Source organism: Microbacterium neungamense, from assembly GCF_024971095.1.
Taxonomy (GTDB): Bacteria; Actinomycetota; Actinomycetes; order Actinomycetales; family Microbacteriaceae; genus Microbacterium; species Microbacterium neungamense.
In genome coordinates, this window is record NZ_CP069717.1 from 1,370,640 (window position 1) to 1,390,264 (window position 19,625).

Here is a 19,625-nt window from a genome sequence, read left to right on the forward strand (position 1 = left end):
GCACTGCGCAGGCCGACGACGTCCTTTGTGCACCAAGACCCGACCGAGGACGGCAGCATGGCTTCCAGCCGCCACACGAACGACCCCGCACAGCCGGTGGGCCAGCGGTTCCCCGCAGCCCAGGGGCTGTACAACCCCGCGCACGAGAAGGACGCCTGCGGCCTGGCGATGGTCGCGACCCTGCGCGGCACGCCGGGACACGACATCATCGCGCTCGCCCTGCAGGCGCTGCGCAACCTCGAGCACCGCGGGGCGATCGGCTCCGACGCCGGCACCGGCGACGGCGCGGGCATCCTCACCCAGATGCCCGACGCGTTCCTGCGCGACGTGGTGTCCTTCCCGCTGCCCCCGGCGGGACAGTACGCCGCGGGACTGGCGTTCCTGCCGCGCGATTCCAGCGCGCGCCGCGAGCAGAAGGCCGGCATCGAGCGGATCGCCCGCGAGGAGGGCCTGACCGTCCTCGGCTGGCGCGTCGTGCCCACCGCGAACGAGCACCTCGGCAAGCTCGCCGACGAGGCGCGCCCGGCCTTCGAGCAGCTGTTCGTCTCCCGTCCCGCCGCCGGTGACCGGGAGGCGGCGTCCGGGATCGCGCTGGACCGGATCGCGTACCGGCTCCGCAAGCGCGCCGGACACGAGCTCGGCGCCTACTTCGTGACCCTGTCCGCCCGCACGCTCGGGTACAAGGGCATGGTCACCACCCTGCAGCTGGAGCCGTTCTACCCCGACCTGCAGGACGAGCGCTTCGCCTCGGAGCTCGCGGTCGTGCACTCGCGGTACTCCACGAACACGTTCCCGTCGTGGCCGCTCGCGCAGCCGCTGCGGATGCTGGCGCACAACGGCGAGATCAACACCGTCGGCGGCAACCGCAACTGGATGCGCGCCCGGCAGTCGCAGCTGGAGTCCGAGCTGCTCGGCGACATGAAGCCGCTCCTGCCGATCTGCACGCCCGGCGCGAGCGACTCCGCATCGTTCGACGAGGTGCTCGAGCTGCTCACCCTCACCGGCCGCAGCCTCCCGCACGCGATCATGATGATGGTGCCGGAGGCGTGGGAGAAGCAGCCGGGCCTCGACCCCGACCTGCGCGCCTTCTACGAGTTCCACTCCAACCAGATGGAGCCGTGGGACGGTCCCGCCGCGCTGATCTTCACCGACGGCACCCTGGTCGGTGCGACCCTGGACCGCAACGGGCTGCGCCCCGGCCGGTGGACCGAGACCACCGACGGGCTGGTGGTGATCGGCAGCGAGACCGGCGTGCTGGAGTTCGAGCCGGAGCGGATCAAGCGCCGCGGCCGGCTGCGCCCGGGCCGGATGTTCCTCGTCGACACCGCGCAGGGCCGCATCATCGAGGATGAGGAGATCAAGCGCGAGCTCGCCACCATGCATCCGTGGCAGGAGTGGCTGGATGCCGGCGCGGTGCGCCTGGCCGACCTGCCGGAGCGCGAGCACATCGTGCATCCGGCCGCCTCGATCACCCGCCGCCAGCGCACCTTCGGCTACACCGAGGAGGAGGTGCGGATCCTGCTCACCCCGATGGGGCAGACCGGGGTCGAGCCGCTGGGCGCGATGGGCAGCGACACGCCCATCGCCGTGCTCAGCGAGCGGCCGCGCCTGCTCTTCGACTACTTCGTGCAGCAGTTCGCGCAGGTGACCAACCCGCCGCTGGACGCCATCCGCGAGGAGGTCGTCACCAGCCTGCGCCTCGGCCTCGGACCGGAGCGCAACCTGCTGGACTGGGGGCCCGAGCACGCCCGCACGGTCACGCTGGACTTCCCGGTGATCGACAACGACGAGCTCGCGAAGATCCGGCACATCGACCGCGCCCTGCCCGACCGCTCCAGCGTGACGATCAAGGGGCTGTACCACTTCGACGCCGGCCCGCACACCATGCGCGAGCGGCTCACGGAGATGTGCGCCGAGGTGGATGCCGCGATCGAACGCGGAGCGGAGTTCATCATCCTGTCCGACCGCGACTCGAACAAGGACCTGGTGCCGATCCCGTCGCTGCTGATGCTGTCGGCAGTGCACCACCACCTGATCCGCAACGAGAACCGGATGAAGGTGGGTCTCATCGTCGAGGCCGGCGACGTGCGCGAGGTGCACCACGTCGCCACCCTGATCGGCTACGGAGCATCCGCCGTCAACCCGTATCTGGCGATGGAGACCGTCGAACACCTCGTGCGCACCGGCTTCATCACCGGCGTCACGCCCGAGCAGGCGGTGCGGAACCTCATCTACGCGCTCGGCAAGGGCGTGCTGAAGATCATGTCGAAGATGGGTATCTCCACGGTGTCCTCGTACGCCGGCGCACAGGTGTTCGAGGCGGTGGGCCTCAGCCAGGAATTCGTGGACGAGTTCTTCACCGGAACCGAGACCAAGCTCGGCGGCATCGGCATCGAGGACGTGTTCGCCGAGAACCAGGCGCGGCACGACTTCGCCTACCCGGAGGACGCCGCGGCCCGCGCCCACGAGCGGCTGTGGACCGGCGGGGAGTACCAGTGGCGCCGCGACGGCTCGCCGCACCTGTTCAACCCGGAGACCGTGTTCCGGCTGCAGCACTCCACGCGCACCCGGCGGTACGACATCTTCCGCGAGTACACCAGGCTCGTGGACGACCAGTCGCGCGAGCTGAAGACGCTGCGCGGCCTGTTCGAGCTACGCACGGGGGAGCGGCCCCCGGTGCCGCTGGACGAGGTGGAGCCGGTGTCGGAGATCGTGAAGCGGTTCTCCACCGGCGCGATGAGCTACGGCTCGATCTCGCAGGAGGCGCACGAGACGCTCGCGATCGCGATGAACCGGCTGGGCGCGAAGTCCAACACCGGTGAGGGCGGCGAGGACCCGGAGCGCCTGGTCGACCCGGAGCGCCGCAGCGCCATCAAGCAGGTCGCCTCCGGCCGGTTCGGCGTCACCAGCCAGTACCTGACCGAGGCGGACGACCTGCAGATCAAGCTCGCGCAGGGCGCCAAGCCCGGCGAGGGCGGGCAGCTGCCGCCGCAGAAGGTGTACCCGTGGGTCGCGCGCACCCGGCACGCCACCCCCGGCGTGGGGCTCATCTCCCCGCCGCCGCACCACGACATCTACTCGATCGAGGATCTGAAGCAGCTGATCTTCGACCTCAAGCGCGCGAACCCGAAGGCCCGCATCCACACCAAGCTGGTCAGCCAGTCCGGCATCGGCGCGGTCGCCGCGGGCGTGGCGAAGGCGCTCAGCGACGTCGTGCTGGTGTCCGGCCACGACGGCGGCACGGGTGCCAGCCCGCTGAACTCCCTCAAGCACGCCGGCACCCCGTGGGAGCTGGGCCTGGCCGAGACCCAGCAGACGCTGATGCTGAACGGCATGCGCGACCGCGTGGTGGTGCAGGTGGACGGCCAGCTCAAGACCGGCCGCGACGTGATCATCGGCGCGCTGCTCGGGGCGGAGGAGTTCGGCTTCGCCACCGCGCCGCTCGTGGTCAGCGGATGCGTGATGATGCGGGTGTGCCACCTGGACACCTGCCCGGTCGGCGTCGCCACGCAGAACCCGGTGCTGCGGCAGCGCTTCACGGGCAAGCCGGAGTTCGTGGTGAACTTCATGGAGTTCATCGCGGAGGAGGTGCGCGAGCTCCTCGCCGAGCTGGGCTTCCGCTCCCTGGACGAGATCATCGGCCGCACCGACCTGCTGCGCACGGACGCCGCGATCCGGCACTGGAAGGCGGAGGGCCTGGACCTCACGCCGATCCTGGAAGGGCCGGTGTTCCCCGCCGACGAGCCGCGCCGCAGCGGCCGGCCGCAGGACCACGAGCTGGACGCCCACTTCGACTCCCAGCTCATCGAGATGGCGCGCGAGGCCCTCGAGGACAGGGCGCCGGTGGTCATCGAGCTGCCGATCCGCAACACCGAGCGGGCCGTGGGCACCATGCTCGGCCACGAGGTCACCGCGCGGTTCGGGGCGGACGGCCTCGCCCGCGAGACCATCGACATCACCCTGCACGGCACGGCCGGGCAGTCGCTCGGCGCCTTCCTCCCGCCCGGGATCATCCTGCGGCTCGAGGGCGACGCCAACGACTACGTCGGCAAGGGCCTGTCCGGCGGAGACATCACCATCCGCCCGCCGCGCGCGGCGACCTTCGCCCCGCACCGCAACGTCGTCGCCGGCAACGTGATCGGCTACGGCGCCACCTCGGGGACGATGTTCATCTCGGGCGTCGTGGGGGAGCGGTTCCTGGTCCGCAACTCCGGCGCCACGGCGGTCGTGGAGGGCGTCGGCGACCACGCCCTGGAGTACATGACCGGCGGTCTGGCCGTCATCCTGGGCGAGACCGGGCGCAACCTCGGCGCCGGCATGTCCGGCGGCGTCGCCTTCGTGCGGGGCCTGCGCCGCGAGAACATCAACGCCCAGTCGCTGGACAGCGGCGAGCTGCAGCTCGAGCCGCTCGACCGCGCCGACCTCGAACTGCTGCGCGACCTGCTCGCGGAGCACCTCGAGCGGACGGCATCCCCGCTCGCCGCCGAGCTCCTCGCCGACTTCGATGCGGCGCAGGCGGACTTCGTCAAGGTTGTGCCGCGCGATTTCGCCGCGGTGCAGAACGCACGCCGGGAGGCGGAGGCCGAGGGGCTCGACCCCGACGGCGACGTCGTCTGGAACCGGATCCTGGAGGTGACCGGTGGCTGATCCCAAAGGCTTCCTGAAGATCACGGAGCGCGAGCTGCCGGCCCGGCGCCCCGTGCCCGTCCGCATCATGGACTGGAAGGAGGTGTACGAGCCCGGCGACCGGGCCGTGCTCCGCCGCCAGGCCAGCCGCTGCATGGACTGCGGCATCCCGTTCTGCCACTCCGGATGCCCGCTGGGCAACCTCATCCCGGAGTGGAACGACCTCACCTGGCGCGGCGAGGACCGCACCGCGATCGAGCGGCTGCACGCCACGAACAACTTCCCGGAGTTCACCGGGCGGCTGTGCCCCGCGCCGTGCGAGAGCGCGTGCGTGCTCGGGATCAACCAGCCCGCCGTGACCATCAAGCAGGTCGAGGTCTCGATCATCGACGAGGCCTTCGCCCGCGGCTGGGTGGAGCCGCAGCCCCCCGCCCGGCTCACCGGCAAGACCGTCGCCGTCGTCGGCTCCGGACCCGCCGGCCTGGCCGCCGCGCAGCAGCTCACCCGCGCCGGGCACACCGTCGCCGTGTACGAGCGGGACGACCGCATCGGCGGGCTGCTCCGCTACGGCATCCCGGACTTCAAGATGGAGAAGCGGCACCTCGAGTCGCGCCTGCGCCAGATGCAGGAGGAGGGCACCCGCTTCCGCGCCGGCGTCGAGATCGGCAAGGACCTCAGCTGGGACGGCCTGCGCGCCCGGTACGACGCCGTGGTCATCGCGACCGGCGCGACCGTGCCGCGCGACCTGCCCATCCCCGGGCGCGACCTGGACGGCGTGCACTTCGCGATGGAGTACCTCGTCGAATCGAACCGCAGGGTCGCCGGCGACGACGTGCCGAACCAGATCACCGCCGAGGGCAAGCACGTGGTGGTGATCGGCGGCGGCGACACCGGCGCCGACTGCATCGGCACCGCGCACCGGCAGGGGGCGCTCAGCGTGACCAACCTCGCCATCGGCCGGCAGCCGTCCACCGAGCGCCCGGAGCACCAGCCGTGGCCGACGATGCCGAACCTGTTCGAGGTGCAGTCCGCGCACGAGGAGGGCGGCGAGCGGGTCTACCTCGCCTCGACCGTCGAGTTCCTGCCGAACGCGGCCGGCGAAGTGCGCGCCCTGCGCGTGGCCGAGACCGAGTTCGTGGATGGACGCCGCGTGCCCAAGAGCGGCACCGAACGGGAGATCCCGGCCGATCTCGTGCTGATCGCGATGGGCTTCACCGGCCCGGAGCGGGACGGGTACCACGGCGAGACGACTCCGCAGTTCACCGACCGCGGGGCGATCCGCCGCGACGGCGACTACCAGACCACCGTGCCCGGCGTGTTCGTCGCCGGGGACGCCGGCCGCGGCCAGTCGCTCATCGTGTGGGCGATCGCCGAAGGCCGCGCGGTCGCCGCGGCCGTCGACCGGCACCTGATGGGCACCACCGTGCTGCCCGCGCCGGTGCGTCCCACGGATGTCGCGCTGAGCGTCCAGCCCGCGTAGGCTGAGCGCGGCAGCGCCGCCTGTACCTGATCCCCCTCATACCCTGGAGACATCTGTTGAGACGCGCGAAAATCGTCGCCACCCTCGGCCCGGCCACCTCGACCTATGAATCGGTCCGCGCCCTGATCGACGCCGGAGTGGACGTCGCCCGCCTGAACCTGAGCCACGGCGACTACTCCGTGCACGAGGCGAACTACGCCAACGTGCGCCGCGCCGCCGAGGACTCCGGCCGGGCGGTCGCGGTGCTCGTCGACCTGCAGGGGCCGAAGATCCGGCTCGGCAAGTTCGAGGGCGGCCCGTACGAGCTCGCCGAGGGCGACATCTTCAAGATCACCACCGAGGACATCCTCGGCACCAAGGAGATCTCGGGGACGACGTTCAAGGGGCTGCCGAACGACGTCAAGCCCGGCGACTTCCTGCTCATCGACGACGGCAAGGTCCGCGTCGAGGTGCTGGAGACCGACGGCACGGTCGTGACGACCCGGGTCGTGGTCGCCGGCGCGGTGTCCAACAACAAGGGCATCAACCTGCCCGGCGTCGCGGTCAGCGTCCCCGCGCTCAGCGAGAAGGACGAGGCCGACCTCCGCTGGGGCCTGCGCACCGGCGTGGACATCATCGCGCTGTCGTTCGTGCGCAACGCCGCCGACGTCACCCGCGTGCACGAGATCATGGCCGAGGAGGGCGTGCGCATCCCGGTCATCGCCAAGATCGAGAAGCCGCAGGCGGTGGACAACCTCGAGGAGATCGTCGACGCCTTCGACGGCATCATGGTCGCCCGCGGCGACCTGGGCGTCGAGCTGCCGCTGGAGGCGGTGCCGATCGTGCAGAAGCGCGCGGTCGAGCTGGCCCGCCGCAACGCCAAGCCGGTCATCGTCGCCACCCAGATGCTGGAGTCGATGATCAACAGCCCGGTGCCCACCCGCGCCGAGACCTCCGACGTCGCCAACGCCGTGCTCGACGGTGCGGACGCCGTGATGCTCTCCGGCGAGACCAGCGTGGGCGAGTACCCGGTGATCGCGGTGCAGACCATGGCCCGGATCATCGAGTCCACCGAGGAGCACGGCCTCGAGCGGATCCTCCCGCTGACCACCAAGCCGCGCACCCAGGGCGGGGCGATCACGCTCGCCGCCCTCGAGGTCGCCGAGTTCGTGGAGGCGAAGTTCCTCTGCGTGTTCACCCAGTCCGGCGACTCCGCACGCCGGCTGTCCCGGCTGCGCTCGCGCATCCCGATGCTCGCCTTCACGCCCGAGCCCGGCATCCGCCGCCGCATGGCGCTCACCTGGGGCATCACCTCCACCCTGGTCGACAGCGTCGAGCACACCGACCTGATGTACCACCAGGTGGACGACTACCTGCTCGGCACGGGCTTGGCGAAGGAGGGGGACAAGGTCGTCGTGATCTCCGGATCCCCTCCCGGCATCATCGGCTCCACCAACGACATCCGCGTGCACAAGGTCGGCGACGCGCACGGCGGCGCCGCCCCGGTGTACAAGCGCGGGCTCTGATCGAGCGCGCGCTTCGAGGACGCGCACGAGGGGGCAGGCGATCGGCCTGCCCCCCTCGTGCGTTAGAGTCGACCAGGGCCGGCGTGGCGGAATGGCAGACGCGGAGCACTCAAAATGCTTTGTCCGAAAGGGCGTGTGGGTTCGAGTCCCACCGCCGGCACCAATAGGATGTCTGTGTGACCGATCACGAGCAGCAGCCTGAGCAGTCCACGGCATCCGCCCCGCGACGCGTCGTCGTCGCCGAGGACGAATCGCTGATCCGCCTCGACATCGTCGAGATCCTCCGCGACAACGGCTTCGACGTCGTCGGCGAGGCCGGCGACGGCGAGACCGCCGTCCAGCTCGCCACCGAGCTGCGGCCGGACCTCGTGATCATGGACGTGAAGATGCCGCAGCTGGACGGCATCAGCGCCGCCGAGCGGCTGCACAAGAACCACATCGCGCCGGTCGTCCTGCTCACGGCGTTCAGCCAGAAGGAGCTCGTCGAGCGGGCCAGCGAGGCGGGCGCCCTGGCCTACGTGGTCAAGCCGTTCACGCCGAACGACCTGCTCCCGGCGATCGAGATCGCCCTGGCCCGGCATGAGCAGATCATCACGCTCGAGGCCGAGGTCGCCGACATGGTCGAGCGCTTCGAGACCCGCAAGCTCGTCGACCGCGCCAAGGGCCTGCTGAACGAGAAGATGGGCCTCACCGAGCCCGAGGCGTTCCGCTGGATCCAGAAGGCGTCGATGGACCGCCGACTGACCATGCAGGACGTCGCCAAGGCGATCATCGAGCAGCTGGCGCCGAAGAAGCAGTGATCCCGCTCGGCGGCGGGGTCCAGCCCCGTCCGCTGTGCGAAGGGGACTGAGCGCGCGTCGCTCAGTCGGCGACGTCGCGGATGAGGTTCGTGATCCGGATCGTGGAGCAGCGCCGGCCCTGCTCGTCGGTGACGACGATCTCGTGCACCGTCATGGTGCGGCCGAGGTGGATCGGGGTGCACACGCCGGTGACGGTGCCCGAGGTCGCCGACCGGGTGTGCGTGGCGTTGATGTCCACGCCCACCGCGAGCCGCCCGGGACCGGCGTGCATGTTCGCCGCCATCGACCCCAGCGACTCGCCCAGCACGACATACGCGCCGCCGTGCAGCAGCCCCACCGGCTGCGTGTTCCCCTCCACCGGCATGGTCGCGACGGCGCGCTCCACGCTGAACTCGGTGAACCGGATCCCCATCTTCTCCGCCAGCGCGCCCATGCCGCGGCGGGTGGCCCACTCCAGGCCGGGGGAGAGGGTCTGGTCGCTCACGCGTCCTCCTCAGCGAGTGTCGTCAGCCCTCGTTAGGCTGACAGGGTGACGGACTCCGCAAAGCCTACCCTCATGGTCGTCGACGGCCATTCGCTCGCCTACCGCGCCTTCTTCGCGCTGCCGGTCGAGAACTTCACCACCAGGGACAACCAGCACACGAACGCCATCTACGGCTTCCTGTCGATGCTGATCAACCTGATCAAGGCCGAGCGTCCCACCCACATGGCGATCGCCTTCGACACGTCGCGCCACTCGTTCCGCACCGAGGTGTACGCCGAGTACAAGGCCACCCGCTCGGAGACCCCGCCGGAGTTCCGGGGGCAGATCCCGCTGCTGCAGGAGTGCCTGAACGCGATGTCCATCCCGGTGCTCACCAAGGAGGGCGTCGAGGCGGACGACATCCTGGCGACCCTGGCCACCCAGGGCGCCGCGCAGGGCTACGACGTGCTCGTCGTCTCCGGCGACCGCGACACCATCCAGCTCGTCAACGACGAGATCACCCTGCTCTACCCGTCCGTGCAGGGGGTGTCGCAGCTGAAGCGCTACGACCCGGCGACGGTGGTCGAGCGCTACGGGGTCCGGCCCGAGCAGTACCCCGACATCGCCGCGCTGGTGGGGGAGACCAGCGACAACCTGCCCGGCGTCCCGAAAGTGGGCGAGAAGACGGCGGTGAAGTGGCTGAACCAGTTCGGCTCGCTCGATGAGCTGCTCGAACGCGCCGGGGAGATCAAGGGCGTGGTCGGCGGCAACCTGCGCGAGCACATCGAGGACGTCCGACGGAACCGCCAGCTGAACCGGCTGCTGCGGGACGTGGACCTGCCGGTCGGGCCCGCCGAGCTGGTGGTGACGCCGATCGACGCGCTGGCCGTGCGCGACATCTTCGCCCGGCTGGAGTTCCGCACCCTGCTGCCGCGCGTGTTCGAGGCCGTCGGCGCCGAGGACGACGGCGGCGCGCAGGCGGATGCCGTGGAGATGCCCTCGCCCGTGGAGACTGGCGCCGCCGACATCGCCACGTGGGCGGCCGCGCAGCAGGGACCGCTCGGCGTCGCGCTCGTGCTCGCCGGTGAACGCGTGCACCGGATCGGGGTCGCCTCGGCCACCGAGTTGCGCGAGACGGACTGGTCGGATGACGCCGCCGACGCGCTGCGCGCCTGGCTGGAATCGGACGCCCCGAAGGTGCTGCATGACGCGAAGCCGCAGGTGAAGGCGCTGCGCCGCGCCGGCATCCGTCTCCGCGGGCTCGCCGGGGACACGCTGCTCGCCGGCTGGCTGATGCGGCCCAGCTTCCCCGACAAGACGCTCGCCAACCTGGTGGAGCGCTACCTCGGCGAGAAGCTCCCCGAGGCGGACCCGACCCAGCTGGTGCCGGAGAACGAGGGCGCCACGCCGGCGCAGGAGGCGTGGTTCACGCTGCGCACCGACGAGGCGCTGCGCGCGGCGATGCCGGACAGCGTCGCGACCGTGCTCACCGCCATCGAGCTGCCCACCCTGCTCACCCTCGCCGACATGGAGCTGGCAGGCGTCGCCGTCTCGCACGACGTGCTCTCCGCGTTCTCGGCCGAGCTGGGCGCCCGCGCCGACGCGATCGCCCAGCAGGCGTACGCGACGATCGGGCACGAGGTGAACCTCGGCTCACCCAAGCAGCTGCAGGAGGTGCTGTTCGAGGAGCTGCAGCTGCCGAAGACGCGCAAGACGAAGACCGGGTACTCCACGGATGCCGCGGCGCTGGCCGACCTGCAGGAGAGCACCCCGCATCCGTTCCTGGAGCAGCTGTCGCAGCACCGCGAGGCGACGAAGCTGCGCCAGATCATCGAGTCCCTCGATGTCGCCATCCGCGAGGACGGGCGCATCCACACCACCTACCTGCAGACCGGCAGCCAGACCGGACGCCTCTCCAGCACCGACCCGAATCTGCAGAACATCCCGATCCGCACCGAGGAGTCCCGCCGCATCCGCAGCGCCTTCCGGGTCGGCGAAGGGTTCGAGACGCTGCTGACCGCGGACTACTCGCAGATCGAGATGCGGATCATGGCGCACCTGTCCGGGGACCCGGGACTCATCGAGGCGTTCAACTCCGGGGAGGACCTGCACCGGTTCGTCGGCGCGCGGGTGTTCGGCGTGGCGCCGGAGGACGTCACCCCCGCCATGCGCACCAAGGTCAAGGCGATGTCGTACGGGCTCGTGTACGGGCTCAGCGCGTTCGGCCTGTCGAAGCAGCTGCGCATCGAGCAGGCCGAGGCGAAGCAGCTGATGATGGAGTACTTCGCCCGGTTCGGCGCGGTGCGCGACTACCTGCGAGCCTCCGTGATGAAGGCGAAGGAGGACGGCTACACCGAGACGATCTTCGGCCGCCGGCGGCCCTTCCCGGACCTGTCCAGCCCGAACCGGGTGCTGCGCGAGAACGCGGAGCGGGCGGCGCTGAACGCGCCGATCCAGGGCAGCGCGGCGGACATCATGAAGATCGCGCTGTTCCGCATCCACGACGATCTCACCGCGGCCGGTCTCCGCTCGCGCGTGCTGCTGCAGATCCACGACGAGCTCGTCGTGGAGGTCGCGCCGGGGGAGTGGGACGAGGCGGAGCGGATCGTCCGCGAGCGCATGGCGGGAGCTGCCGACCTGTCGGTGCCCCTGGACGTGCAGGTCGGGCGCGGCAGCGACTGGAACGAGGCCGGGCACTGACGTTCCGCGAGGCCTCGGGGACGTCCCACTAGGCTGAGCGGCATGACGTCAGAAACGCGCACGCCGACCGCGATCGACGCGGTCGCGGAGGAGTGGGTCGACACGATCGCCCGCCTGGTCCCCACCATCGGCACCTACATCGGCCGCACCGAGCACAATCACCGGTTCGGCGACCTGAGCCCCGCTGGCCACGAGGAGTACGCCGAGGCCGCGCGCGCCGCGCTGCGGTCGCTGGAGGCGCTGGAGCCGGCCGACGCGGTCGACGAGGTCACCAAGGCGGATCTGAGCGCCGAGCTGCGCCTGGAGATCGAGCTGCACGACGCCCAGTGGCATCTGCGGGATCTCAACGTGATCGCCTCGGCGCCTCAGGACGTCCGCCAGGCGTTCGACCTGATGCCGACGGCCAGCACCGAGGACTGGTCCACGATCGCCACCCGGCTCGCCGCGGTCCCGGAGGCGCTGCGCGGCTACACCGAGACGCTCCGCGAGGGCATCGCCCGCGGCGTGGTGCCGGCCCGGAGGCAGGTGCGGGAGGTCGCCGACCAGATCGTGCGCTACACCGCCGACGACGGATTCTTCGCCGAGCTCGTGGCGAACGCCGCTCCCGCCGACGGCCAGCTGCCGGCATCCCTCGCCCGCGACCTCGCCGACAACGCCGCGGCCGCGCGCGTCGCCTACGACGAGCTGCGCGCCTTCCTCACCGGCACCCTGGCGGATGCGGCGAGCGAGACGGATGCCGTCGGCCGCGAGCTCTACGCCCTGAACTCCCGGCGCTTCCTCGGCGCCACGATCGACCTCGACGAGACCTACGAGTGGGGGCGCGAGGAGCTGGAGCGGATGATCGCGGAGCAGACCGCGATCGCGCACGAGATCCTCCCCGGCGCGAGCGTGGCGGAGGCGGTGGCGCATCTCGACGCCGACCCGTCCCGCAAGCTCCACGGCACCGAGGCGCTGCAGCGGTGGATGCAGGAGACCAGCGACCGCGCCATCGCGGAGCTCGGCGCCACGCACTTCGACATCCCGGAGCAGATCCGCACACTGGAGTGCATGATCGCCCCGACGCAGGAGGGCGGCATCTACTACACCGGCCCCACCGACGACTTCTCCCGCCCCGGGCGGATGTGGTGGTCGGTGCCGGAGGGCGTGACCGAGTTCGACACCTGGCGCGAGCTGACCACCGTCTACCACGAGGGGGTGCCGGGCCACCACCTGCAGATCGCGCAGGCGGTGTACAACCGCGGGCAGCTCAACTCCTGGCGGCGCCTGCTGGCCGGCACCTCCGGCCACGCGGAGGGCTGGGCGCTGTACGCGGAGCGGCTGATGGAGCAGCTCGGCTACCTGGACGACCCGGCCGACCGGCTCGGCATGCTGGATGGCCAGCGGATGCGCGCCGCTCGCGTCGTCCTGGACATCGGCGTGCACCTCGGCAAGGAGCGGCCCGGGGGCGGCGGAGCGTGGGATGCGGCCTACGCGCTGGAGTTCCTGCGCGCGAACGTCAACATGCCCGACGAGTTCGTCCGGTTCGAGGTCAACCGGTACCTGGGCTGGCCGGGTCAGGCGCCGTCGTACAAGGTCGGACAGCGGATCTGGGAGCAGGTGCGGGCCGCGGCCGAGCAGGAGCCGGACTTCTCGTTCAAGGAGTTCCACAAGCGGGCGCTGGACCTGGGCGGCGTCGGCCTGGACACCCTGCGCAGCGTCTTCCTGCGCTGAGCGGGCTTCCGGAGCCGGCGGAATAGCGTCGGACGGCGCGGGGTTCATTCGTCTGAATGGAGAGGACGATCATGGACATCGAGTTCGGACTGGACACCTTCGGCGACATCACGGTGGGCCCGGACGGGAAGCCGCTCAGCGCGGCGCAGACGATCCGCAACGTCGTGGCGCAGGCGGAGCTCGCCGACGCCGTCGGCGTCGACTTCTTCGGGGTGGGGGAGCACCACCGCGCCGAGTTCGCGGTGTCCGCACCCGAGATGGTGCTCGCCGCGATCGCGGGGCGCACGAAGCGGATCCGGCTCGGGACGGCGGTGACGGTCCTCTCCTCGGACGACCCGGTGCGGGTGTTCGAGCGCTTCGCCACCCTGGACGCACTGTCAGACGGCCGCGCGGAGGTGGTGCTCGGGCGCGGCTCGTTCATCGAGTCCTTCCCGCTGTTCGGCTACGACCTGAAGGACTACGAGGCGCTCTTCGAGGAGAAGCTCGACCTGTTCGTGCAGCTTCTTCGCGAAGAGCCGGTGACCTGGTCGGGCACGATGCGCGCGCCGCTGACCGACGCCGACGTGTTCCCGAAGACCGAGCACGGGCTGCGCACCTGGGTCGGCGTGGGCGGCAGCCCGGAGTCCGTGGTGCGGGTGGCGCGGCACGGCCTCGGCTTGATGCTCGCCATCATCGGCGGCCCGGCCGCGCGCTTCGCACCGTTCGTCGAGCTGTATCACCGTTCCGTGCGCAGCTTCGGCACGACCGCGCATCCGGTCGCGGTGCACTCGCCGGGGCATATCGCCGGCACCGACGAGGAGGCGTGGGAGACCGCCTACCCCGGCTTCGAGGCGATGAACAACACCATCGGCCGGGAGCGCGGCTGGCCGCCGTACAGCCGTGCGCGGTTCCAGAACGACGTGGGCCCCGCGGGGGCGCTGTACGTCGGCTCACCCGACCGGGTGGCGGCGAAGATCGCCGACACCGTCCGCACGCTCGGCATCGGCCGGTTCGACCTGAAATACTCCACGGGCACCCTGCCGCATGAGGCGATGATGCGCAGCATCGAGCTGTACGGCTCCGAGGTGGTGCCGCGGGTGCGGCGGCTGCTCGCCGCGGACGCCTGAGCGCCGCTTTCGGCGCCGAGCGGTGAGGCGGGCCCGGCGGCCCTACGATGAAGGCATGCCCGAGACCGCACTGCCGAGCCGCCACACGCTCGGCGAGAGACTGGACGTCCTGCCGTTCACCCGGCGCCACCTGCGGGTGCTGACCGGGTCGGGCATCGGCTGGGCGCTGGACGCGATGGACGTCGGGCTGATCTCGTTCATCATCGCCGTGCTCATCCGAGAATGGTCGCTGACCCCGGCGGAGTCGGGATGGATCGCCTCGATCGGGTTCGTCGGAATGGCCGTCGGCGCAAGCCTCGGCGGGCTCCTCGCCGACCGGCTCGGACGTCGGCAGGTGTTCGCGATCACCCTGCTGGTGTACGGGATCGCCACCGGCGCCAGCGCGCTGGTGGGCGGGGTGGCCTTGCTGCTCGTGCTCCGCTTCTTCGTCGGGCTCGGGCTGGGCGCCGAACTGCCGGTGGCGTCCACCTATGTCAGCGAGTTCGCGCCGACCGCGATCCGCGGCCGGATGATCGTGATCCTGGAGGCGTTCTGGGCCCTGGGATGGACGGCGGCGGCGCTGATCGGCTACCTGGTGATCCCGGCATCCGCCGACGGCTGGCGCTGGGCGTTCCTCATCGGCGCCGTGCCCGCCGTGTATGCGCTCGTCGTGCGCTGGGGACTGCCGGAGTCCCCACGCTGGCTGGCGTCGCGCGGCCGCCTGGCGGAGGCGGAGCGCATCGTCGAGGGGCTGGAGTCCTCCGCCGGGGTCGTGGAGCAGCCCCGCATCCGCACCGTGCCGTCCCGCCGCTCCCTCGCCGACACCGCCGGGGGCCGGCTCGGCGTGCTCTGGTCGGCGGAGTTCCGTCTGCGCACCGCGTGCATCTGGCTGGTGTGGCTGTGCGTGAACTTCGCCTACTACGGCGCGTTCATCTGGATCCCGAGCATCCTGGTCGCCGCCGGGTACGACCTCGTGCGCTCCTTCGGATTCACGCTCGTCATCACCCTCGCTCAGCTGCCCGGCTACGCGGTCGCGGCCTGGCTGATCGAGGTGTGGGGACGCCGTGCCACGCTGTCGGTGTTCCTCGCCGGCTCCGCCGCGTCGGCGGTGCTGTTCGGCACGGCCACCGGCGAGGGCGCCATCATCGCCACCGGCATGGCGCTGTCGTTCTTCAACCTCGGCGCCTGGGGCGCCCTGTACGCGATCACCCCGGAGATCTATCCGACCTCGGTGCGGGCGACGGGGGCGGGCTGGGCGGCCGGCGTCGGTCGGATCGCCTCCATCGTCGCACCGCTCACCGTGCCGGTGCTGCTGCAGGCCGGGGGAGCGCCGCTCACCTTCGCGGTCTTCGCCGGGTTCTTCGTGGTCGCCGCGGCGGCGGCGTGGGGCCTGGCCGACCGGCGGGGCGCCGCGCTCGACGACCGCTGACGGCCGACGCAATAGGCTGGCGGCATGGCTGCAGTGCGGTACGTCGCGATCGGCGACTCCTTCACCGAGGGCGTCGGCGACGAGCTGCCCGACGGGCGCGTGCGCGGCTGGGCGGATCTCGTCGCGCAGGGCTGGGCGGATGCTCTCGGCGAACCGGTCCAGTACGCCAACCTGGCGATCCGCGGACGACTGGCCTGGCCGATCGTGCAGGAGCAGCTGGAGCCGGCGCTGGCGCTGCACCCGACCCATCTGTCCTTCAACGGCGGCGGCAACGACATGCTGCGGCCGAAGGCCGACATGGAGCACATCGCGGACGCGTTCTCCCACGTGCTGCGCCGCTGCGACGAGGAGGGCGTGACCCTCATCCTGCTCTCCGGCGCGAACCCGAGCGCGCAGCTGCCGATGGGCCGGCTGATCCAGCGCCGCGGCGACGAGCTGTCCGCCGCAGTGCTGCGGCGGATCGCCGACCGGCCGGATGTGATCCGAGCCCTGAACTGGCCCGACACCGTGCTGTCCGGACCGGAGTACTGGTCGGAGGACCGGCTGCACATGAACGCGAACGGGCACCACCGGGTCGCCGCCCGTGTGCTGCACGCCCTCGGCTTGGAGCCGCCGGCGGAGTGGTGGGCGCCCGCCGCGCATCCGGAGGCCCGCCCCGGCGGCCTCGAGTACTATCGCCGGCACGTCGCGCCGTGGGTGCGGCGGCGGCTGACCGGCACGTCCTCCGGCGACGGTCGCGCCGCGAAGCACCCCACGTGGGTGGAGCGGACGCCGCGATGAGCCGGACGCCGGGACGGCGCCTGACGCGCCGGATCACGCAGCTGATCGTCGGGGTGTTCCTGTACGGCATCGGGATCGCGTTCATCGTCCGCGGGGCGATCGGCGCGGCGCCGTGGGACGTGCTCACACAGGGACTGGCGAACCACCTGCCGCTGAGCTTCGGCGTGATCACCGTGCTGGTGAGCGTGGTGGTGCTGGTGCTGTGGATCCCGATCGGTCAGCGGCTCGGGATCGGCACGCTCGTCAATGATCGGCGCGCACTTCGGTCCCGGTCCGCGCGACGGCCTGATGACCGGCCTGCACAGTCGCACCGGCCTCCCGATCTGGGTCGTGCGCACGGCGATCGAGGTGACCGTGGTGGCGGTCGGCTGGGTGCTGGGCGGGAACCTCGGCATCGGCACCGTGGTGTTCGCGCTGCTCGTGGGGCCCCTGTGCCAGTTCTTCCTGCACGTGTTCACCGTGCCGCTGCCCGTGGATGCCGCCGAGGCGCCGAACGGTCCGCGCACCGGCGGGACTCCGGGGGTCGCCGGACTCACGACCGCCGGCGCGGCTTCTCCGTGTCCAGACCCATGCGGATCCGGGTGCGCTTGCGCTCGATGACGATGAAGGTCGCCCCGAGCAGCCACAGCGGCACCTGGGTGAGGAACGCCAGGCGGAACGCCTCCAGGGAGTAGGTGTCCGGGGTCCCGGCGCCCTGCAGGTCGAGGGTGAGTCCGATCAGGAAGATCGCGATGAGGGCCGCCAGGAACCCGCCGGCGTTCGTGACGCCGGTGGCGGTGCTGAGCCGATGCGCCGGGTTGTGCGTGCGGGCGTGATCGAACGCGATCATGGATGCCGGCCCGCCCGCCGCGAGCGCGACGATGAGGACGACGAGGAGCCAGAGCGGCGCCGGTCCGGGCCAGGCGATCACGGCGACCCACGCCAGCAGCTGCACGGCGACGGTCGGCAGCACCAGCGCCAGCGACCGGCGGGTGGGGATGCGTCTGGACAGTTCGCCCAGCAGCGGGCCGAACAGCATGCCGGCGACCACGAACAGCGACAGCAGCCCCGCCGCTGCGGGGGTGGTCAGACCCTCGCCGGCGGTGAGGAACGGCATGCCCCACAGCAGCACGAAGGCCGTGCCCGCGAACGGGGTGGTGAAATGCGACCAGAACGCCAGGCGGGTGCCGGGGTGCGCCCAGGCGGCGCGGATGCCGACGCCGGTGTCGATCGCGGAGGTGACCACGCGGACCACCCCGGTCTCGGTGTTCACCGACACGTCGGCGGCGCGCTGACGCGGGTGGTTGCGGATGACCAGCCAGACCAGGATGGCGAACAGGACGCCGAGACCGGCGACGCTGCCGAAGGTGATCGTCCAGGTGGTGGCGTGCAGCAGCGCCGCCACCGGGATGAGGGCGACGAGCTGGCCGGTCTGACCGATGATGCCGGTGAACTGCACCATCACCGGCCCGCGCTGCGCGGGGAACCAGGTCGCGACCAGACGCAGCGCCGCCGGGAAGACGGCCGCGTCCCCGGCGCCGAGCAGCACGCGGGCCACGAGGGCGATGCCGATGCTGGGGGACAGCGCCATCACGAGCTGGCCGAGGGCCATCAGCACCATCCCGATCGCCATGATCGGCCGGGAGCCGTGCCGGTCGAGCAGGATGCCGATGGGGATCTGCGCACCGCCGTACACCGCCAGCTGCACCACCGCGAAGAGCGACAGCGTCGCCGCATCCGCGTGGAACCGCTCGGCGGCGTCGACGCCGACCGCACTCAGCGAGGCGCGATTCGTGATCGCGAGCACGTACGCCGCGACCGCGACGATCCAGATGACCCACGCGCGCCACCCCGGCTCGGAGCGGAGGAGAGGCGTTGCGGTCACCCCTCCACGGTAGTACGCGGGAGCTCGGCGACGACGCCGTGTCGGCGGCCCGTGGTCGGCTTCCGTGACAAGGCCGGGGAAGGAGGGCAGACTCGTGACATGACCGCGGATCCCTGGGTGCTCCACGTCGACATGGATCAGTTCATCGCGGCGGTCGAGGTGCTGCGGCGCCCCGAGCTCGCCGGGCGCCCGGTCATCGTCGGCGGGCACGGCGACCCCGCCGAGCGGGCGGTGGTCTCGACGGCCTCGTACGAGGCGAGGGCATACGGCATCGGCTCGGGGATGCCGTTGAAGATCGCGGCACGCAAAGCGCCGGAGGATGCCGTCTTCCTGCCCGTCGACCATGCGGCCTACGAGGCGGCGTCGGCTGAGGTGATGGCCACCCTGCGCGCGCTGCCCGGCGTCGTCCTGGAGGTCATCGGCTGGGACGAGTGCTTCCTCGGCGTGACGACCGAGGACCCGGAGGCCGTCGCGCGCGAGGCGCAGCGGGCGGTGCTCGAGGCGACGGCGCTGCACTGCTCCGTCGGGATCGGCGACAACAAGGTGCGCGCCAAGATCGCCACCGGGTTCGGCAAGCCCCGCGGGATCTTCCGCCTCACCGACGCGAACTGGTTCGAGGTGATGGGGGAGCGGTCGACGCGTGAGCTGTGGGGGATCGGCTCCCGCGTGCAGAAGCGGCTGGCAGACCACGGCATCCGCACCGTGCGCGAGCTGGCGGACGCCGACCGCGACGAGCTCGTCGCCGAATTCGGGCCGAGGATGGGGCTCTGGTACCACGACCTGGGCTTCGGCAGGGGTCCCGTCACCGTCGACGACACACCGTGGGTCGCGCGCAGCCACAGCCGGGAGACGACCTACCAGCGGAACCTGACGACCGTCGCCGAGGTCGCGGACGCCGTCCGGGTGCTGGCGGGTCAGGCGTTCGACGACTGCCGTGCCGAGGGCCGGCCGATCATCCGGGTGCACCTCAAGGTGCGGTACGCGCCGTTCGAGACGAAAACCGTCGGGCGCAAGCTCGCCGAGCCGACCACCCACCGCGTGACGTTCGTCGCCGCGGCACTGGACCTCGCCGCCGGGCTCGACCCGACGCGGGAGGTGCGGCTGCTCGGCGTGCGCGCGGAGATGAGCATGCCCGACGGCGGAGACCCGGTCGAACGGACCCCGGTGCGCGGCCGCATCTGAT

Annotated in this window: 13 protein-coding genes, 1 tRNA gene and 1 pseudogene; 13 read left to right on the forward strand and 2 right to left on the reverse strand. The window is 71.4% G+C overall.

Annotation, left to right across the window (positions count from 1 at the left end; genetic code table 11):
• The first annotated feature begins 57 nt into the window (after positions 1-57).
• From gltB to JSY13_RS06610, 5 genes are all read left to right on the forward strand, one after another.
• A complete protein-coding gene (gene gltB / locus JSY13_RS06590) occupies positions 58-4,647 on the forward strand; it encodes a glutamate synthase large subunit (RefSeq protein ID WP_259605950.1) in 4,590 nt (1,529 codons plus the stop codon).
• A complete protein-coding gene (locus JSY13_RS06595) occupies positions 4,640-6,106 on the forward strand; it encodes a glutamate synthase subunit beta (RefSeq protein ID WP_259605951.1) in 1,467 nt (488 codons plus the stop codon). Before gltB ends, JSY13_RS06595 begins: the two co-directional genes overlap by 8 nt.
• 56 nt (positions 6,107-6,162) lie before the next feature.
• Entirely contained in the window at positions 6,163-7,611 is a 1,449-nt protein-coding gene (gene pyk, locus JSY13_RS06600) for a pyruvate kinase (protein WP_259605952.1), read from the forward strand.
• 77 nt (positions 7,612-7,688) lie between these two features.
• A tRNA-Leu gene (locus tag JSY13_RS06605) sits at positions 7,689-7,774 on the forward strand.
• A 13-nt stretch (positions 7,775-7,787) separates the two neighbouring features.
• Positions 7,788-8,411, forward strand: a complete 624-nt coding sequence (locus tag JSY13_RS06610) for an ANTAR domain-containing response regulator (RefSeq protein WP_259605953.1) — start codon at positions 7,788-7,790, stop codon at positions 8,409-8,411.
• Positions 8,412-8,472: 61 nt separating this feature from the next.
• Here JSY13_RS06610 and JSY13_RS06615 read toward each other — a convergent pair whose 3' ends face one another.
• Entirely contained in the window at positions 8,473-8,844 is a 372-nt protein-coding gene (locus tag JSY13_RS06615; protein ID WP_259608150.1) for a hotdog fold thioesterase, read from the reverse strand.
• Positions 8,845-8,940: 96 nt separating this feature from the next.
• On the opposite strand from JSY13_RS06615, the gene polA reads away from it, so the two are divergent.
• The 7 genes and pseudogenes from polA (at position 8,941) to JSY13_RS06645 (ending at position 17,178) form a co-directional block, all read left to right on the forward strand.
• On the forward strand, positions 8,941-11,574 hold the full coding sequence (polA, locus tag JSY13_RS06620) for a DNA polymerase I (protein ID WP_259605954.1): 2,634 nt from the start codon (positions 8,941-8,943) through the stop codon (positions 11,572-11,574).
• A gap of 42 nt (positions 11,575-11,616) precedes the next feature.
• On the forward strand, positions 11,617-13,284 hold the full coding sequence (locus tag JSY13_RS06625) for a DUF885 domain-containing protein (RefSeq protein ID WP_259605955.1): 1,668 nt from the start codon (positions 11,617-11,619) through the stop codon (positions 13,282-13,284).
• Positions 13,285-13,355: 71 nt separating this feature from the next.
• Positions 13,356-14,390: an LLM class flavin-dependent oxidoreductase gene (locus JSY13_RS06630; protein WP_259605956.1), complete on the forward strand. Its 1,035-nt coding sequence runs from the start codon at positions 13,356-13,358 to the stop codon at positions 14,388-14,390.
• Between the two features lie 55 nt (positions 14,391-14,445).
• Positions 14,446-15,798: an MFS transporter gene (locus tag JSY13_RS06635; RefSeq protein WP_259605957.1), complete on the forward strand. Its 1,353-nt coding sequence runs from the start codon at positions 14,446-14,448 to the stop codon at positions 15,796-15,798.
• A 24-nt stretch (positions 15,799-15,822) separates the two neighbouring features.
• Positions 15,823-16,578 (forward strand): SGNH/GDSL hydrolase family protein, encoded by a 756-nt coding sequence (locus JSY13_RS06640; RefSeq protein WP_259605958.1) that lies wholly within the window; start codon positions 15,823-15,825, stop codon positions 16,576-16,578.
• Positions 16,575-16,733, forward strand: a pseudogene (locus tag JSY13_RS12780) (DUF6198 family protein); the annotation flags it as partial. The gene JSY13_RS06640 and the pseudogene JSY13_RS12780, both read left to right, overlap by 4 nt.
• Before the next feature lie 91 nt (positions 16,734-16,824).
• Positions 16,825-17,178, forward strand: coding sequence for a YczE/YyaS/YitT family protein (locus JSY13_RS06645; protein WP_259605959.1), 354 nt, complete (start codon positions 16,825-16,827; stop codon positions 17,176-17,178).
• Here the strand turns inward: JSY13_RS06645 and JSY13_RS06650 are convergent.
• Complete coding sequence (locus JSY13_RS06650) at positions 17,111-18,442, reverse strand: MFS transporter (RefSeq protein ID WP_259605960.1); 1,332 nt, start codon at positions 18,440-18,442, stop codon at positions 17,111-17,113. The two genes, JSY13_RS06645 and JSY13_RS06650, sit on opposite strands and share 68 nt — an antisense overlap.
• Positions 18,443-18,541: 99 nt before the next feature.
• Here JSY13_RS06650 and JSY13_RS06655 point away from each other — a divergent pair, with 99 nt between their 5' ends.
• Positions 18,542-19,624 carry a DNA polymerase IV gene (locus tag JSY13_RS06655; protein WP_259605961.1) on the forward strand — a complete coding sequence of 361 codons (1,083 nt, stop codon included), beginning with the start codon at positions 18,542-18,544 and terminating at the stop codon, positions 19,622-19,624.
• Position 19,625: the final 1 nt, after the last annotated feature.

Coding starts and splice junctions, on each gene's coding strand:
- JSY13_RS06615 (WP_259608150.1), bottom strand. CDS start 8,844: ATGGGCGCGCTGGCGGAGAAGATGGGGATCCGGTTCACCGAGTTCAGC.
- JSY13_RS06655 (WP_259605961.1), top strand. CDS start 18,542: ATGACCGCGGATCCCTGGGTGCTCCACGTCGACATGGATCAGTTCATC.
- JSY13_RS06625 (WP_259605955.1), top strand. CDS start 11,617: ATGACGTCAGAAACGCGCACGCCGACCGCGATCGACGCGGTCGCGGAG.
- JSY13_RS06630 (WP_259605956.1), top strand. CDS start 13,356: ATGGACATCGAGTTCGGACTGGACACCTTCGGCGACATCACGGTGGGC.
- JSY13_RS06635 (WP_259605957.1), top strand. CDS start 14,446: ATGCCCGAGACCGCACTGCCGAGCCGCCACACGCTCGGCGAGAGACTG.
- gltB (WP_259605950.1), top strand. CDS start 58: ATGGCTTCCAGCCGCCACACGAACGACCCCGCACAGCCGGTGGGCCAG.
- JSY13_RS06640 (WP_259605958.1), top strand. CDS start 15,823: ATGGCTGCAGTGCGGTACGTCGCGATCGGCGACTCCTTCACCGAGGGC.
- JSY13_RS06645 (WP_259605959.1), top strand. CDS start 16,825: ATGATCGGCGCGCACTTCGGTCCCGGTCCGCGCGACGGCCTGATGACC.